Raw genomic sequence first — 18,185 nt, 5'->3', positions numbered from 1 at the left:
GTTTCTCTATAAAACTTTAAATATTAAATGCTTATATAATTAAAGTGGTGCGAACATATCGTCGGTATCCATTTCAACAGCGGTAACGCGTTGTTTGTTCGCGTTTTGTTTTAATGATTTTTCAATGTTTTCAAGTGTACCATTTGTACTTACTGTCATTACTTCACGGTAGGCTTCTTCACTTAACGATTTTATCTTCATTAATAGCTCTTCAATACTGCCCGAAGTTTGTTCTTCGTCTTCTTCTATTTCTGAAAAGTCGTGACCAACAAACGGTAAAGACAAATATAAAAGTCCGAAGTCGTCGTGATAAATAGCGTTTAATACTTCAAGCTGTTTTTCTTCATCATCAGACGATAAGAAAATTTGCGTTAACAAACTATGTGCTTCAGTTTGTGCACAAAACACCTCGTCTTCTTCCATGTTTTGCCAATAAGATGGTTCAACATTAAGTAGCTGTTTAATTGATTCAGCATCCATTAACCAAGTCGCAATTGATGGGATAGTTGCATCGTGCTCTCGCACTATTTTAGCAACAGTTAAAATATCCATCTCCGTTAATACGGCAAGCATAGTTTCGTCACCTTGTTCTGAAGCTATTGCTTCTAAAGATGTGCCAGCGCGTCTACCGCTTTGTTGTGCTTGTTCAATAATATCGGTGGCTAGAATTAATGCATTTTTAGTCAAAGGAATTCCTTAAAGCTTTTGTTTGTTATTTTATTTATACCCAACGAACTAATTTATTGCTCACTTAGCGAGAATTTTAAAGGCTTAGAGGCACAGGTTCATAGTTCCAGACTGAACCTAAGCACCTACATCCATGTAGGCGAGGCATTGATTGAAGAGAATGGTTATTCCCTTGTCAAAATCAATAACGCGGCATATGAGCCTTTAAATTCTCGCCCTTTGGGAGCTCATTAGCAAACTGATAACATCACAAAATTAAAAAAATATAGAATAACTATGTTTAATCAATTTTGCTTGTTCTAAGCTTGTTAATGTAGCTCTAAGTTGCTCAATAAATTAATCCGTTTGGTATTAGTTCGTTTATTTGATGCTTATCGAGATTATATTTTTAATAGTTCTCATCATAATCGTCGGATTCATACCCGTTAGAACCATAATCATCGTCGTCATCATTTTCTTCAGCTTTCAACGGTGTTGCATCGTAGCTGTTATAAAAATGAATTAATAAAATAGCGTTTTTCAAATCTTGCTCTGCATTTTCCATTATTTCAGTTATGCAGGCTCTCGCATCAGCATGAACACCAACAAAAGCTTTTACTTCAGCCCATGAAGGGTCTTGAGAAAAATCAACTTTGGCTAAGTTTTCACTGTCGATTCTTACTTTAGTAGAAATCGCCATAGCAAGTTGATCGGGCATGCCTGTAAACAGTAACGGCATTGCTTGCAATTGCTTGAACAAATTAGATAAGTAATTGCTTAACAGATCAGGATTTTCAGGATCTGCTAAAGAGGTCATGTTTTCTAGATACATAGAAAAATCACCGCTTAAATATTCAGGTATGCTTACTTGGGTTTGCATTTATTATTTCCAGTTGGAGAGTCTTAATAAAATCGTTAATTTATATTATTAAATAAGTGCTTAACTTAATGCACCATTCCAAAATGCATCAGCCACTTCGCGTGGATCTGTGATTATGGTGTAGTTACTTTTTAAATATAAAGCACGCTTTTTAGGATCAACAATCGCATCGTAAGCTTGTTGAATTAATTGGAATTTTTCTTTGGCTTCTTCACCATCATTTCTGTCGGGATGATATTTATTAGCAAGCTTGCGATAAGCTTTTTTAATTTCAACGGTAGTTGCTGCTCTACCTACACCTAATAGTTCAAAATGATCCATAAATATACTGCTACCTTTTGCCAGACAACATTTAAATGCGTGTTGTTATAATAAGGCTAATTCTACCTTCGCAGCTGTATTATTCAAATCATTATGTTTGCTTATTTTCGATTAGGCGTCGATCTGCCACTTATTTAAGCGACTTGGTGTGTAAAAGGCATCGAAGTGAATTTCTAAACTTCGATACCTATTTGTTATAGACCACACAAAAACTGCAAAATTAAGCTTAAAGTATTAACTAAAAATTATAAGTTCCTGTGATTGTGTAGGTGCGTGGTGGATCTATCGACACCCAGTAAGCGAATGCATTACCAGGTAAATCTTGTGATGAACGTACTACTTGTTCGTCTGTTAAGTTTTTAGCTAGAAGGGCAACACTCCATTTCCCATCGTTTGCATCACTTAGCCCGATACGAAAGTTAAGCTTAGCAAATGAATCTTGCTTCGATTGTTCATCTAAATCTGACGCGGTGTAAAACGATGAAGAGTAGCTCACCGATAAGTTACTTGATAACAACACTGAGCTTGTTAGTTCATCGTCGTAATTTAATGAAAAACTCGCTGTAACCTCAGGAGAGTATACGCCACGTCTACCTGTTAAGTTTTGTCCGCCTAAGCCTTCTACTTTATCTTGCCATACAGTAGCGACACCGTTTTCGAAGCTATCGTATTCAAAATCTAAATAAGCTGCTGCGCCTGATACATAAAAGTAATCGTTTAATATAAAGGTGAAGTCTGTTTCAAGCCCTTGCACGATAGACTTTGCTGCATTATCTACAACATAACTTTGTCCGTCCCATGCGGATACTTGCATATTATCAAATTGGGTATAGTAGTAAGCAACATTCACTCTACCTCTGCCATCTAAAATGTCTGACTTTAAGCCTATTTCGAATGCAGTTGCCTCTTCATCTTCATATTCAAAAGAGTCTGAAGGAATAACCGCAGGATTGAAGTGATTATACGGGTCGCCAGAAGGTGAGCTTGTGCCCATAATACCCGTGTTATTTAATAAGGTTCCGTCGAACCCGCCACCTTTACTACCAACCGTTGCGCTGGCGTAATACATCAGATTCTTATTTTCTTGATAGCTTAATTTTAAACTAGGCGAGAAATGAGTTTCGTCACGTTCTTCATCAAGACGATGATTACCTGCACCAAATGCCGCTAAAATTGAATCTGCTATACCTAGTGCGTTAGCTTCGGGTATGCCAAGGTCTGCGGTGAAGGTTTCTTGAGATGAAGTAACGGTTTTGTTTTCTTTATCAACGCGCAAACCTAAATCAAGTTTTAGCTTTTCATTTACTTGCCAGCCTATTGAGGTAAACGCGGCAATACTCCATTCATCTAAAGCAAAGTCAGAAAGTAAGCCATAACGACTGTCTGGAATAGGCACTGACGGAAATTCGAATATGTCAGCATTTTGGTTAAGGTCTAGGTTTTGACGGGTATAAAATAAACCTGCAATATAATCGACCCCTCCAACATCAGCTTCAGGCGTTACAAAGCGAAATTCTTGCGTTAACTGATCAAAGTTTTCAGTTCTATCAAGTGCTATCCAGCTTTGTTCAGAATAAGTAGGATCGTAAGCATTATTCCATGTGTAATCTTGATAACTGGTTATTGAGGTAAGCGTGTTGTTACCTAAATCGTATTCCAACGTTAAAACAGCGGTATCGCTTTCGAAGTTGTCGTTAAAAGGAGATTGGTCGCCTGCAGTATCATCAAACTCTACTCGTTGATCTATTATCGCGTTAGGGTCTAATAAAGCGGTAAGTCCAGGTGAATGACCTTGATCAATCGCCGCAGCTAGCGCTTCGTTATCTACATAATATTGTCGAGAACTTAATTCAAAGTCTGATTCTGAATGTTCAACTTTAAGACCAACCGATAAACCATTATCTAAGTTGCCTTGTAGCGAAAGTCTTACGCCAGAATTTTCTTGTCCGTCTATATGGTCTACGCCTCGAATATCGTTGTTGTCGAGGTTGTTATCCATAAAGCCATCGGTAGTTTTAAGTACACCAGCAATACGAGCAGACCAATTATCATTAATCGCGGTATTGAACATACCTTCAAGACTGAGAGTAGAGTGAGAGCCATAACTTGCACTGAACGAACCTTCTGTATCGTTAATTGCGCCTTTAGTCATGGTTGAAATAACACCTGCTGTGGCGTTTTTTCCAAACATAATACTTTGTGCGCCTTTAAGCACTTCAATTCTTTCTACATCAAATACAGGGGCTCTAGCCATAATAGCTCGACCCATATAAATATTATCTTTAAATTGTGCTACCGATTGCTCAAAGCCGTAATTAATACCTGCGCCTATGCCTCGCATATATATTTGCGGCATTGAACTGGTACTCGATATTTCTACATTGGGCATCATGTCTGAGGCATCAACCAAGCTTGTAATATGATTGTTTTTTAGCTGTTCACCTGTAAACGCACTGACTGAAACAGGTACTTCTTGAATATTTTGCGTACGTTTTTGTGCCGTTATCTCTATTCGCTCAAGCTGATTATTTTCAACTTCTGTAGTGTCTTGTGCGTAACTTTGTGCAGATAAAATGGTGATGATGGCTGTAGATAGTACCTTGAACCGAAATTTTCTTGCTTCCATGTTAAAACTCCCCAGTTATTTTTACTTAAACGGCTTTAATTTGTTATATAGATTAATAATAGTACAGATATGAACATATCCATGTGTTTTTAGCTAGATAACTATTTATTAATTACCTGAGTGTTTTTATATTTTCTAGTCACTTGAAAAGCAAGTGTTTAATATTAACGAACGCTAAATTTGCTTTATTCGCTTTTAGCTGATTAAGTGACTTATTTAAGCATGCTAAAACTATATTTAATAAGAAGACCGCCTATACTCTTGTTACGTAAGTAAAGGTTAAACAGATACACATTAAGCAAGGACACATATTACGCGTTTAAATAATATTCATAAAAACCAAGTAGTAGCTGAGGATAAATAATGGAAATATATAGAAATAAATTGATCACATCGCTTGTTATGGCAACCACCATAAGTTTTACGTCTGTCAGCTTGGCTGAAAATTACGATGTAGTGATAAAAAATGGACGAGTAATAGATCCTGAAACAGGATTAGACGCTAAACGCTGGGTAGGTATTTCAGCAGGAAAAATCGCTAAAATATCGGAATCGTCTATCAAAGGGAAAAAGATCATTGATGCAACAGGTTTAGTGGTTTCTCCAGGGTTTATTGATTTACATGCTCATGGTCAGCTATTACCTTCTGCACGTTTACAAGCATTTGACGGTGTAACAACCGCATTAGAATTAGAAGCAGGTGTACTCGAAGTTGATAAGTTTTACAGTAACATAGCGAAAGAAGGACGACCTATAAATTATGGCGCTTCAGCTAATTGGTCGATGGCGCGCGCTATGGTGTTAGATGGTGCAACCTTTAATGGTATTCCAGGAGAAGCCCTAGGTGTGTTTTCTTTACCTAACTGGAGCTCAAAGCTCACTACTAAAACACAACAAGATGAAATTATAACAATTGTTGAAAAAGCAATTAATGCTGGCGCATTGGGTGTGGGTATTTTGTCGGGATATAGCCCTAATTCCAATAGAAAAGAATATTACCAACTACATAAACTAGCCGCTAAACATAATGTGTCTACCTTTAACCATATTCGTTTTGCTAGTGCAGAAGAGCCAAACAGTGCATTTGAAGCTTACCAAGAGCTGATTTCTGTTGCGGCAAGTACGGGTGCTCATGCGCATATTTCTCATTTAAATAGCACAAGCGCACGTGATATTGAAGATGTAGCTGAGCTGGTATTAAATGCACAAAAGCAGGGTGTTAATATTTCGGTTGAAGCTTATCCTTATGCTGCGGCGAGTACGGCTATTGGCGGACAAATGTTTCGTGGCGAAAATTGGAAAGAGCGATTAGGTAACGCTAGTGAAAGTGATTTTTCATATAATGGCAAAGTGCTTAATGCTACAACTTTTAAAGAGTTACAAGATAAAAATCCTAGAGCTATTATCATTTTTCGTTATTTAGATCCTGAACATTCAGAGTCAGATCAACATTTATACAACATCTCACAGCTATTTCCTAACGGTGCGGTTGCTTCAGACGGTATGCCATTAATTGATTCTAAAACACGTAGAATGGTAACTGGTGATGTTTGGCCTATACCTGAAAGCGCTAAAACACATCCAAGATCTGCGGGTACTTATTCACGCTTCATTAGAGAGTTTGTTAAAGAAAGTAAAAAAGTATCGTTAAGCGAAGCCATCAGAAAAATGTCGTTAATACCTGCACAAATTTTAGAAGATAGTGTGGCTCAAATGAAATTTAAAGGCCGTATTCAAGAAGGTGCAGATGCCGATATTGTTATTTTTAATTTTGCTGAATTAACTGATAGAGCAACATTCGCACAACCTATATTAACGTCTGCAGGCATGAGAACCGTTATTGTAAACGGCACGCCTATTATCGAAAATGGTGAATTAATAAGAACAGCTATGCCAGGAAAAGCGATTAGAAGAGAAGTTAAATAGGGAAATGAAATAGGTAGGTAAAATAGAGAGTTCAAATAGATAAATAAAAGTTAACTTTTTATTATCATCAATCACGAACAACTCAATGTTAGTTCTTATTTTTAGGAGCTAACATGAACAATAAACAAAGGAGATAAAATGAAAAAATTATCAACAATTATTACGCTGGCTACACTTTTATTCACAAGTCATCTTTATGCAGGTTCAAGCGCTAAAGTTGAATATTTAGATACAGGCAGTGTGTTTCCTAAATCAGCGAATATGCCATTTTCAGAAGCTGTTCGTGTTGACAATACACTGTATATTTCAGGTCAGCTTGCCGTAACTCCAGGCACACTTAAGCTTGTTGAAGGTGGTATTGATGCTGAAACCACACAAACCATGAATAACATTAAAACAATACTTGCTGCTCACGACTTAACCATGAAAAATGTTGTTAAATGTACGGTTATGCTAGCTGATATGAAAGACTGGCCGCGTTTTAACGAAATTTACACCTCATTTTTCAGCAAGCCATATCCAGCACGTAGTGCTTTTGGTACAAGCGGATTAGGTTTAGGCGCAAAAGTTGAAGTTGAATGTATGGCTGTTTTTAGTTAATTACAGACTTTCTCAAAAAGGTATCAAGGGTAAAACAAGTTTTTGCTTATTTGATACCTCTTAATTAATACCTTGGCTAGTAAATTAATTAGCATATTAGGTGATATTACTAACAACCTATTTTAGGAATATCACGCCAACTACTTGTATATTGTGGCGATAAAAAGCTGCGTCGCATTTGCCACTTATCTGTTTTGCCTTCACTCGCTAAAGTTATTGCCCCTTGGCCATATCGGTTATTTACCTTATCGAAACAATCCATAATTAAAGGGCTAGGTTGTATCGGCGAGAATAAGTCGGGTTGCTGATATTGCTCACTTTCTAAGGTAACAGCACCTACACCGCAGCGATAAAAGTGAATACCTGTTTTGAATATTTCACGTAAAAGAATATTAATGGCAGAGGCTATTTGGCTGTTGTTATTGGTGGCTACCTGAAATTCAAAAATCAGAGATCTTTTATAATACTGTGTATCGTGTGGCGAACTAGCAGCAAAAACTAATAAACGTTTTACTAAGGATCCTTGCCTACGTAGCTTTTTACCCACAATAACGCCATGAGTGACTAAGGCAAACATGAGCGTTTCATAATCAGTCACTCGTTCACCAAAACTCCGTGTAGAGAATATCTCTTGCTTAGGCGCTTTAACTTTATCCCAAGACAAACAAGCAACGCCATTTAGCTCATTCACCGTTTGTTCAACCAATACGCTAAACTGTTTTCGCATGTGCTGAGGCGACTGTTGAGCTAATTGTTGTGCTGTGTTTATGCCTAACAAATTAAGCTTTTTACTTAACCTGTTGCCAATACCCCATACATCGGTAACTTTCATTTCTTGTAATATAGGCAAGCTTGATTGTTGGCTATCAATCACAGCTACACCGTTAAACCCCGCTAACTTCTTGGCTGCATGATTAGCGGCTTTTGCTAATGTTGGCGTTGTGCCAAAACCGACACCCACAGGTAAGCGCGTTTCTTTCCAAATGGCTCTACGTATTTCGTGTCCGTATTTATGCCAATCATTAATTAAACCATCGTATTGTTTAAACTCTAAAAAAGACTCATCAATCGAATAGATATATTGGTTGTCGCAGTAACGGGCAATCACATTCATCATGCGCTCGCTTAAATCGGCATATAGCTCATAATTTGACGAGCGAACAACAACGCCATGCTTACTTAAAAAGTCTTTAATTTGAAAATAGGGAATAAACTTAGGAATACCTAAACGTCTTGCAATAGGACATACCGCACAAACACAGCCGTCGTTATTGGTAAGAACTACAACAGGTTTGTTACGTATACTGGGATCGAATACTTTCTCTGCACTGGCATAAAAAGATACTGCATCAACTAGTGCGTACATAAAGTAATTTCAGGCGACTTTTGATGTAGCCGAATTGAGCGCGTGACTATACCTTCTAGTTGAAACTCATCTTCAGGTTTAATGTGCACAGGCGGATGATCGCTTGAAGCCGACAACAAGCGCGCTTGTGTTTTATCAATAAGCTTACACACAAAACAGCCATTGTAATTAGCCACAATAATGTCGCCATTTTTTGCCGTTAACGATCTATCTACAATCAGTAAATCACCATTAAAAATACCTACACCTTGCATAGAATCACCATTTGCTTGACCAATAAACGTCGCATTAGGGTGCTTAATTAATAATTGATCTAACGACAAACCTAATTCTTTATATTCTGCCGCTGGCGATTCAAAACCACTAATGCCAGCTTCTGCAAATATCGGAATAACTTTCATAAAACATCTATACCTTTTACAAAAAACTAAATACTGTATTTTTATACAGTATAGTTGTCGTTATTCAAAATAGAAAGATAAAAACCGACTATTCTCTACCAGATAACAAATCGCTCCCTAACAAATAACTAACAAACACCTAGTAGAGTGTTCAATTAAAAGCCGAATACTGGAATAGTTTCGATAAACCTTGAAGCATCAGAAAATATAGCGATAATCGTGCAAGGTTTTATTTTTATTGAGTTTATAAAGTGCAATTATTAGAAACACAATGTTTAGGCAAAACATTACGCCTAGAAGGTTCAATGGCAGGGTGGCAGCAACTATTTTGGGACGATCAATGTGTATCACAAATAGATGCCAGTGCCGAAAACAACAACTTTGTACATAAGTTTCCTCTGCAAAATGCACAAGGCGAACTTCACGTAGAGCTTAATGGTTCATTAGAATGGCAGCCATTTGATCTGCAATTCAAACTACTCATTAACGACGAACTTGTTGAAGAAAACAGCCTCCACGAAAAAGACATAGAACAACGCGACGTTAGCCAAAACAAAAAACAGCCTTTTAAATTCAGCTTTGTAGGCATGGCAGGCTTAGGCTTAAAACTCCTTAAAAGCGCAAAAATTGTTAAAGTATTATTTGCTGCAGGCAGCTTGGCAGCTTACAGCTGGTTGTTTTCAATTGAATTCGCCATCGCACTAATTCTTTGTTTAGTATTTCACGAATATGGTCATATTAAAGCCATGAAATACTTTGGACTAAAAACCAAAGGCATTTACCTTATTCCTTTTGTGGGCGGTTTAGCACTTAGCGACGACAAAATTAACACCCGCTGGCAAGACGTTGTTATATCCATCATGGGACCATTTTTTGGTTTAATCCTCTCGGTAGCTGCGTTAATTGGCTATTGGATAACCGACATAGAAATACTGGCAGGCATCGCTGTATTTAACGCACTACTTAACTTATTTAACTTACTGCCTGTATTGCCGTTAGATGGCGGACACGTACTGAAAAGCATCGCATTCTCTATAAATTCACGCATTGGTTTAGTGGCATGTATATTAGGCGCAGCACTCGGTATTTACATCAGCTACCAGTTTGGCTTAGCACTGTTAGGCTTTTTACTCGCTATTGGTTGTGTTGAAATATTTTTTGAATACAAACGCCGACACTTAAGCCAACTACTACCACTTAATCGCTATGCGCAAATCGTTTCAGGTGTGTGGTATGTATTAACAGTAGGTGGTTTAAGCGCGATTATTTGGTTAGTAGGGCAAACAGATAATGGAGCATTGTCGTTACCACTTAAAATATTGAATAGTTAGGTTGTAGTTTAATAAGCGTTAACTTAAATGGTTTTCAAAGATTAAATAACAAAAGGCTTTCATATCTCTAGGAATAACAGTGTTTGATCCTTATAAATTTCTTACATGGTACGCTCATAAAGAAGGTCGAATTCTTTTGGCGGCCATTTTTATACCTTTGATTATAGTTACCATTTGGGGAAGCTATCCTGATTACCAATATAAGAAAAAAACTGAGGAGTTAAGCGAGTATTTTTTCAAAGAAAACTTAACCTTTATTATTTCTCACCGCTCTGGCAATGGAGTGTTCATAAAGCTAAATTATTCTGACGGAAATCCTAAAAGAAATAATACTGATCAAATCAAGCAAGACTATAGAAAATTCATAATCCAAAAGGTTTGTAACTATCCTCATTATATTAAGAAGTTAAAAAATGGTAGGTACATTTCAATTGACCTTATTGATAAAGATAACTTTAAACCTTTTTTTAATTTAAATATCAAATCTGATGATTGTGGGATATAGCTAATACCCCACTGAGACATATGTATGAAACCAAAAGAAGCGTATGCGTTATACATTCTGAATAACTTGAACAGTAATGGAATAGTTGAACTTGCAAATGAATGGCTAACTTATAAGTTTATAAAAAACAGAAGTCTCTACTAAAGAACTTCTGGTTTTTTTTGTTAAAATTAAAGTTAAATCTACTTCAATTCTACAATAGTACTTATTTCAACTGCCCAGTTAGCGGGTAAGCTAGTCATTCCTACAGCGGCTCTTGCAGCCTTACCATCGTCGCCAAACGCGGTAACAAACATGTCTGAGAAGCCGTTAATCACTTTAGGGTGATCGGTAAATGAAGAGGTGGCGTTTACCATGCCTGAAATTTGTAATACTTGTTTCACTTTAGACAAATCACCTATGGCAGATTTTATTGTTGCTAATGCACATAAACCTACTTGTTGTGAGGCTTCATATCCTTGTTTTACATTAAGGGTGTCGCCAAGCTTACCTAATACACTTTTACCTTCACAAGCTCCGTGTCCTGATAGATATAAGGTTTTACCAGACAGTCGCCATGTTACGTAGTTACCAATAGGCTTAGTGGCTTCAGGTAATACAAAACCCGCTTTTTCAATACGCTGCTCTGGCGTTGTTGATTGAGCACTTACACTTAATGGTAGAACTAAGGCAGCAGATAACATTGAGCAAAAGATAAGTTTTTTCATAGTGTTCCTAATTTTATTGAAGGTAATGGTTATTTATTTAAGTGACGATTTATTAAAGTATTTTTAAGCAAGCGCTTTCATAGCTTTTACTAGTTGTTGCACTTCTGTAGCAGATATAAATATTTGTGGTGTGATACGTATACAACAGCCACTAGCTAGGCCTTTACGTAAAACGGTAAATACACCAAATTGATTCTCTAGTCGTTTTTGTAAATGCTTGGCGTCATCTAGCGATGTTTTTCCTTGTAAGCGAAATGAGCACATACCGGTAGATGATTCTTCATCTAAACCACCGAGTACTTCGATGTGAGGCATGTTTTTAGCTTCGCTTGTCCAGAGTGAACGTAAGTGTCGTAAACGAGCTTCTTTATTTGCTGGTCCGATAGATTGATGGAAGTTAATCGCAGCAGGTATGGTTAAAATTGAGGCGAAGTTTGTTGTAGCTGTATGAACTCTGGTACTGGCATTTGTGTTGTTTGCATCGTGTTCTCCTGGGTAGGGCGATATTTTTTCCAGTGAGCCTTTTTTCATATAAAGCGCACCAACACCTACAGGCGAACCAATCCATTTATGTAAATTGAAACCCGCCCAATCTACACCGAGGTCGGTTATTTTAAAGTTAAGTAAACCCCAAGATTGAGCACAATCACAAATAACATCAATTCCTCGTTGTTTTGCAATTTTAGCGATTTTTTTAACAGGTAAAACTAAACCGTGCTGATTACTCACATGGGTAAGTAACATGAGTTTTAGGTTAGGGTGTTTATCAAAAGCTTGAGTATATAAGTCTATAATTTGTTGTTGGTTAGCTTGTGCAGGAAGTACAACTTCTACCGCTTTTTGGTTTCGTGAGCTGGCTAACCATTGCATGGTTTCTTTAAAACTAGGGTAGTCGATATCGGTGAACAGCACTGTGTCGTTTTCTCCCAGATCCTTGTATTGCCTAATTAAATTGTGAACAGATTCTGTAGCATTACGGGTGAGAACAATTTCTTCTGCTTGTGCACCAAGCGCTTCAGCAACTTTTATTGTGCTTTTTTCTGTGTCTTTGTTGTAGCTTTTACGGGCATAAAACGACAGTTGGGTGTTAACCATCTTGGTGGCTTCAATAAAACTAGATTGCACAGGAAGAGACATTTTTCCCCAATACCCATGCTCAAGATTCACAATTCCCTGTGCTTTGTCATAAAGTTGTGCAACTTTAGCCCAAAATGATTCATCTTGGGCTAATAACTCAGGTGAAAGACCTGCTGGGATTTTAGGGAAATTAACATCGTTAGTTGCGTTTATTTGTGTACTAGCATGAGTTAATCCTGAAGCTGTTATCGAGTATGCCCCGACAGCCCCTAAGGTTTTGAGTACATTTCTACGACTTAATACTTTGCTTTCTTTGCTCACCACAATAATTCCTTTTTTGATGTGTATTTATATAGTTAGGTATTTTTTATAGTAAAGTTGTCGTAGATAAAGCATAAGCCGAGCCAATAGAATAAAAAGAGCGTTTTGTAATGTAAGTAAATGTTATGGGTTTATGGTTTGGGTTTTACGGTGTTTGATCACTTTCGCGATAGAGCAGAAGTAGAATTTAAATTTTGTTGGTGGGATGGTTAGTAAGGTAAAGCTTGAAGGTATTATGGTGGTGCTGCTGTAGGGAAATGGTTGGATTGTGTATTTTGCGTTTATTACTGAAGGTTTAAATAAAAACATAAGTAAAGGGAGAGGTTAACCTCTCCCTTTTTTGCTTAAATATGCCAATAACTGTTTAAGTTAAAACTTGTAAGTTAATCCTACTTGCATACGACGGTCATTCAAGAAGCTAGAGCGTTGGTAACGAGTACCCGCTTCATCAATTTGCGTTTCTGACTTGTTTTTCTCGTCAGTGATGTTTGCAATTAAAAAGTTTGCCGTTAGGTTGTCATTAAAGTGATATCTAACAGACGCATCAAAGAATCCAGTAGGTTTTTGGAAAACTGGATTACCCGTTACAAAGTCACGATATGAATTCAGATATTCTGAACGATAGTTATAAATTAAACGAACTTCTAACTTATCATCTTGATAAATACCAATTAGGTTAGCTGTGTGCTCTGATTGACCAAGAAGATTATCTAAGCCAAAACGGAAAGTAGTATCAGCTGAATCAGGTACTCCATCATCATTAGCATCTAAAAACTGTGGCGGTGGCGTGGCCGATGCCTCAACAAAGGTATAGTTGGCTTGAATACCCAAATTTTTCCATATACCTGGTAAGCTAGTAAAGAAATCTTGATAAGCAACTTCAAAACCTGAAACTTTGGCTTCAGCTAAATTAAGTTGACCGTTGAAGTTAACATTAACTTGTGTGTTGTCTAAGGTAATACTATCAACAGGTTTAACACCATATTGTACGATGTTTTCAATATCTTTTTTAAACACACCAAAGGTAATAAAACCAGTTTCGAAGTACCATTCATATGAAATGTCATAACTGTTCGCTGTGGTTGCTACAAGGTCTGGATTACCACCATTGATACGAACATTTTGTAAGGTACTGCTTACTAATCCACGTTCTCTCTCAACATCTGGGTCAGTTGGATTTGGAAAACGAACTTCACTGGTTTTGGCGCTTATTGTTTGAGTAGCACTCAGGTCTGACATATTTGGACGAGTAACACCTTTGCTCGCGCCAAAACGGATGAGCATATCGTCGTTCAGGTTTAATTTAACATTTAACGAAGGTAACCAATGCTCATCTTCAACGTCGACTTTTCTTACAGAGTCTAATGTTTGTAAATAGGCTTCTGTTTCAGGCAAAAAATCATTTTTTTCATCACGATCTTCCAGCTCTTGCGTGTAATCTGGATATTGCTCGGGATCTTCAAGTTCCTGTACATCTACAGCAAAGTTGTCATAACCAAGTCGACCATTTGAAGTCAATGTATTTTTAACATAACGTAAGCCTACATTACCTTCTAGCCACATTCCATTGTCAAAGTCTTGAGCAAATTTGACCATAGCATACAAGTTGAACGTTTCTTCAATAACATCTGAAACACCACTGGGAGCATAAATTTTACTATAACTACCATCATTTGCACGACGTCTCAGATCTGAATTAGCAGGCTCTTCGCCAAGATTAGTATCACCCGCGAATGGCGAATAGAATGATGTTGCGAAATCAGGTTCAGCCTGTAAATAATCGTAGAATAACTCTGGGTTACGCAATAGGTCTTTATTAGCAAAAAGTAGCGTGGTATTTTCACCACCGACTACACCACCACGAAAGAAATCACTAAGATCCACAGCTTCGTAAATATTTTTATCTAACGAATTTAATGGTGCTACGCCTCCGCCCCATAATGGGGTGACTCCTTTCCAGTTACTACCTGCTTCTTTGTTGATTTGTTCACGTTCTGAATAACGAACACCCATTTTTACAGACTGGAACCAGCCGTCTGAGTCGTCAAATTCATATTCAACGTCAAGCTTGGCTGCTTGTAAATCGCCTTCGCCTTCCTTGAATGAGTCGTTTGCAAAACCAACATAAGAACCCGATGGATCTGACGGACTAGTAGGCGCTGAGTACGGAACTTGAACCGTGCCACCATCCTGGCGGTTGCCTTCATTTATGTTAGTGCGAGGATCAACAGAAAACTCTAAATATGGGTTATCTAAACTAGGACGAGAAAACACGTTTAAAAATGTATTTACACCAATCCATTGCTCTTCGAAAGACGCTTCGGCTGTTGTTTTATGAGCATCAAATTCAACAATCAATTGGTCTGTGGCACGCCATTTAACATTAATGCTAACATCATCAGTTTTTGAGTGTTCTTGCTTACCTATACCTAGGTTAGATACTCGCAATCCGTACGCGCCAGCCCAACTTCTAAAATCATCTGTTATCAGTCCTTCTTCCATTAAGCCGCTAACAGGGATTAGCTCATCACATTCGCCAGCAAACTCTTCGTTAGTACCATTACATTTAGGGATACCGTCTGACGTAAATGGTGACACAACCAAATCACTAATTTCGACACCTCCAGATCTCACCGTCTCAGCGTCATTAAACCATTCAGAGGTGCGTTCAAGACCATTCACTTCATTTTCTACGGTTACGTATTTAACTAATACTTCAAGATTTTCATCAGCACTGCGCCATTGCCCAGAAAGATAATAACTCTCTCTTTCACGGTCAACTTCGTTTGTACGTAAATTGAAACCAGGAGCCAAAGCCACATTGCCTACAGGGTCTGTTGCTTCTTGACCATCAGCAAAATTAGAGGCTGATATATTATCGCGAGGAGTAAGAGAGCCTGTTTGATACCCATTAATGTCTGACTGTAATTCAGATGAAGAAAATGAGCCTACAAAGCCAAACTTGCCGTTATCGGTAGTAAAGTTTTTACCAAATATACCACTGTATGTTGGGCTGTATTCTTCACGTATATCTGTATAAACAGTATCAATAGCAATTTGTGCTATTCCGTCTTCATTATCGAATGGTGCAAGTGTTTGTAGGTTAATTGTTCCACCAATACCACCTTCAATTAGGTCAGCTTGTTGGTTCTTGAAAACGTCTACACGCCCTACAAGTTGTGTAGGTACGGCAGACCAATCTAAAGCTCTACCGCCGTTTGCTGAAAATGCATCGCGTCCGTTAAATTCTGAACGAATAAAACCAAGACCACGAATTAAGTTACCTGAACCTTCAGGAGAAGGAAAATCGCCGTTAGTTCCACCAGCGGTAAATCGAGAAACTGTAAGGCCTGGTATACGTGCCAAAGCTTCTGCAACTGACAAATCAGGAATGGCCGATGCGTCAGATGCGGTAATTGAGTCTACAAATGTTGATGATTCACGTTTGATTTCAGCTGCGTTGGCTAGTGCGCCACGAATACCGGTAACTTGGATGACCTCAACTTCTTTTTCGGTGGCTACTGTAGCTTCTTCAGCATACCCCATAGTTGATACGCTCATTGATCCTAGCCCAGCTAAGATGCAAGTAGTTAATATCTTTTTATTAAACATTTAAATAAATCCCCTGAATTTTTATATTTATTCTATTATAGTCTAAATGACAATTATATTTTTAACACATTATATTCAATATGACAATAAGGTAATTTAAGAAAGGTCAACCTTATAATTTACGATTTTATTTACAATATATTATATGTTACCGTTAAAATGTTAGCGTTAACATATAATTAATAGCATCATGTCACATTTATTAATAATATTTTAAATTTTGCGGTAAATATGAAAACAAAAGCGAAATTTAGTGATAATAAACAGGTCGGATTATGCACTTATGTATAGTGGGAGGGGGCTCTGCTGGATGGATGACGGCGGCGGCACTTGCCAAGAAATTTTCAAGACAAAAACTTCAAATTACCCTGATCGAATCTGAAGAGATTGGTACCGTTGGAGTTGGTGAAGCCACTTTGCCACATATAAGATTCTTCAATCAGACTTTAGGTATAGACGAACGCGATTTTATGCGTAAAACCAAAGCAACATTTAAACTAGGCATCGAGTTTGTTGATTGGGGAAGAAAGGGGCAGCGTTATATTCATCCTTTTGGTGACTTTGGCGAAAAAATAAATTCAGTCGACTTTTACCAGTATTGGTTGTTAGCTCAGAAAAATAAAGACCTAGGCAATTTAGAAGGCTATGCATTTGGTATTGCTGCCGCAAAGTATAACAAATTTAATATACCAGAGATGGGAGCACTCGATTTAAAAAACTCTTTTGGTTATGCCTATCAATTTGATTCAAGCTTGTATGCTAAATACTTACGCGAATTTTCATGCAAACTCGGGGTCAATAGAATAGAAGGTAAAGTCGTTAATACCTCATTAAATGAGATAAATGGAAATATTTCAGAATTAAAACTGGAGAATGGCCAACGTATTCGTGCCGACCTATTTGTTGATTGCTCAGGCTTTCGTGGTTTACTGATTGAGCAAAGCTTAAAATCAGGCTATCAAGATTGGTCTAACTGGTTACCCTGTGACCGAGCTATTGCTGTGCCTTGTGAACGTACAGAACAGCTCACTCCATTTACGCGCTCAACAGCTAAAGAAGCGGGTTGGATATGGCGAATTCCGTTACAGCATCGTACTGGCAATGGTCATGTTTACTGCAGTCAGTTTATTAGTGACGATGCAGCTCAAAACTCACTTTTAGAGCAATTAGACGGTAAAGTGTTAGCTGAGCCTCGTAAACTTCAGTTTAAAACAGGGCGTAGAAATCACTTTTGGAAAAACAATGTTATTGCTATTGGATTATCGGCAGGTTTTTTAGAGCCACTCGAATCAACATCTATTCATTTAATTCAAGAAGGCATTACTAAGTTAATTGAGCTATTTCCAGCGATTGATGATCAAAAAACCACCTCAGAAACAGTGATAATAGATGAACTAGATATTACTGAATACAATGCTCAGATGGGCTTAGAATATGAGCGTATTCGAGATTTTCTGTTATTACACTATGTAGCAAACGACCGCAATGATAGCCCTATGTGGGCATATTTTAAAAATATGACATTACCCGATAGCCTACAAGAAAAACTAGATTTATGGATGCATCGAGCCTACATTCAACGCTATGAAATAGGCGCGTTTTTACCGCCCAGTTGGGTTGCCGTTTTACTTGGACAAAACTTGATACCACACAATGTCGACCCTAGGGTACGAGCGTTTGATATAAATGATATACGTTCTAAAGCAAATGCGATGCGCGAAGATATCAAGCTAGGTTTACATCAGGCTAAAGATCATCAAACCTTTTTAAATCGATATGTATCATGACTTGGTCAACGTATATCCCCGTCATCCTTGAAACTACTCCTCTACCTTTTAAGTTGGCG

General features: G+C 37.7%; 14 protein-coding genes. 5 read left to right on the top strand and 9 right to left on the bottom strand.

What is annotated here, in order from left to right; all coding sequences use genetic code 11:
* Positions 1 to 39 precede the first annotated feature (39 nt).
* The 4 genes from ACPUVN_RS08620 to ACPUVN_RS08605 all read right to left on the bottom strand — a co-directional run bounded on the left by ACPUVN_RS08620 (position 40) and on the right by ACPUVN_RS08605 (position 4,493).
* Positions 40 to 687 carry a hypothetical protein gene (locus ACPUVN_RS08620; protein WP_426357020.1) on the bottom strand — a complete coding sequence of 216 codons (648 nt, stop codon included), beginning with the start codon at positions 685 to 687 and terminating at the stop codon, positions 40 to 42.
* 388 nt (positions 688 to 1,075) lie between these two features.
* On the bottom strand, positions 1,076 to 1,546 hold the full coding sequence (locus ACPUVN_RS08615; protein WP_426357021.1) for a hypothetical protein: 471 nt from the start codon (positions 1,544 to 1,546) through the stop codon (positions 1,076 to 1,078).
* Between the two features lie 60 nt (positions 1,547 to 1,606).
* The gene (locus ACPUVN_RS08610) at positions 1,607 to 1,867 is read right to left on the bottom strand and encodes a DnaJ domain-containing protein (protein ID WP_426357022.1); all 261 of its coding nucleotides are present in this window, start codon (positions 1,865 to 1,867) and stop codon (positions 1,607 to 1,609) included.
* Positions 1,868 to 2,105: 238 nt separating this feature from the next.
* On the bottom strand, positions 2,106 to 4,493 hold the full coding sequence (locus tag ACPUVN_RS08605; protein WP_426370458.1) for a TonB-dependent receptor: 2,388 nt from the start codon (positions 4,491 to 4,493) through the stop codon (positions 2,106 to 2,108).
* Positions 4,494 to 4,856: 363 nt separating this feature from the next.
* Here ACPUVN_RS08605 and ACPUVN_RS08600 point away from each other — a divergent pair, with 363 nt between their 5' ends.
* Positions 4,857 to 6,419 (top strand): amidohydrolase family protein, encoded by a 1,563-nt coding sequence (locus tag ACPUVN_RS08600; RefSeq protein ID WP_426370457.1) that lies wholly within the window; start codon positions 4,857 to 4,859, stop codon positions 6,417 to 6,419.
* Positions 6,420 to 6,557: 138 nt separating this feature from the next.
* Positions 6,558 to 7,019, top strand: coding sequence for a RidA family protein (locus tag ACPUVN_RS08595; protein WP_426357025.1), 462 nt, complete (start codon positions 6,558 to 6,560; stop codon positions 7,017 to 7,019).
* A 109-nt stretch (positions 7,020 to 7,128) separates the two neighbouring features.
* On the opposite strand, the gene ACPUVN_RS08590 is transcribed toward ACPUVN_RS08595, so the two are convergent.
* Positions 7,129 to 8,385: a Y-family DNA polymerase gene (locus tag ACPUVN_RS08590; RefSeq protein WP_426357026.1), complete on the bottom strand. Its 1,257-nt coding sequence runs from the start codon at positions 8,383 to 8,385 to the stop codon at positions 7,129 to 7,131.
* Positions 8,373 to 8,786, bottom strand: a complete 414-nt coding sequence (locus ACPUVN_RS08585; RefSeq protein ID WP_426357027.1) for a LexA family protein — start codon at positions 8,784 to 8,786, stop codon at positions 8,373 to 8,375. Before ACPUVN_RS08585 ends, ACPUVN_RS08590 begins: the two co-directional genes overlap by 13 nt.
* Before the next feature lie 251 nt (positions 8,787 to 9,037).
* On the opposite strand from ACPUVN_RS08585, the gene ACPUVN_RS08580 reads away from it, so the two are divergent.
* Positions 9,038 to 10,117, top strand: a complete 1,080-nt coding sequence (locus ACPUVN_RS08580; RefSeq protein ID WP_426357028.1) for a site-2 protease family protein — start codon at positions 9,038 to 9,040, stop codon at positions 10,115 to 10,117.
* Between the two features lie 79 nt (positions 10,118 to 10,196).
* Entirely contained in the window at positions 10,197 to 10,622 is a 426-nt protein-coding gene (locus ACPUVN_RS08575; RefSeq protein WP_426357029.1) for a hypothetical protein, read from the top strand.
* 182 nt (positions 10,623 to 10,804) lie between these two features.
* On the opposite strand, the gene ACPUVN_RS08570 is transcribed toward ACPUVN_RS08575, so the two are convergent.
* The 3 genes from ACPUVN_RS08570 to ACPUVN_RS08560 form a co-directional block, all read right to left on the bottom strand.
* Complete coding sequence (locus ACPUVN_RS08570; RefSeq protein ID WP_426357030.1) at positions 10,805 to 11,329, bottom strand: RidA family protein; 525 nt, start codon at positions 11,327 to 11,329, stop codon at positions 10,805 to 10,807.
* 63 nt (positions 11,330 to 11,392) lie between these two features.
* Positions 11,393 to 12,727, bottom strand: a complete 1,335-nt coding sequence (locus ACPUVN_RS08565; RefSeq protein WP_426370456.1) for an aminotransferase class V-fold PLP-dependent enzyme — start codon at positions 12,725 to 12,727, stop codon at positions 11,393 to 11,395.
* A gap of 369 nt (positions 12,728 to 13,096) precedes the next feature.
* Complete coding sequence (locus tag ACPUVN_RS08560; protein ID WP_426357032.1) at positions 13,097 to 16,288, bottom strand: TonB-dependent receptor; 3,192 nt, start codon at positions 16,286 to 16,288, stop codon at positions 13,097 to 13,099.
* 326 nt (positions 16,289 to 16,614) lie between these two features.
* Between ACPUVN_RS08560 and ACPUVN_RS08555 the strand changes: the two genes are divergently transcribed.
* Positions 16,615 to 18,126 carry a tryptophan halogenase family protein gene (locus tag ACPUVN_RS08555; RefSeq protein ID WP_426370455.1) on the top strand — a complete coding sequence of 504 codons (1,512 nt, stop codon included), beginning with the start codon at positions 16,615 to 16,617 and terminating at the stop codon, positions 18,124 to 18,126.
* The last annotated feature ends 59 nt before the right edge of the window (positions 18,127 to 18,185 follow it).

The sequence above is a fragment of the Pseudocolwellia antarctica genome, assembly GCF_049933045.1.
GTDB lineage: Bacteria > Pseudomonadota > Gammaproteobacteria > Enterobacterales > Alteromonadaceae > Pseudocolwellia.
Note: the sequence above shows the minus strand (reverse complement) of the source record. Positions and strands in the feature narration are given on the sequence as shown.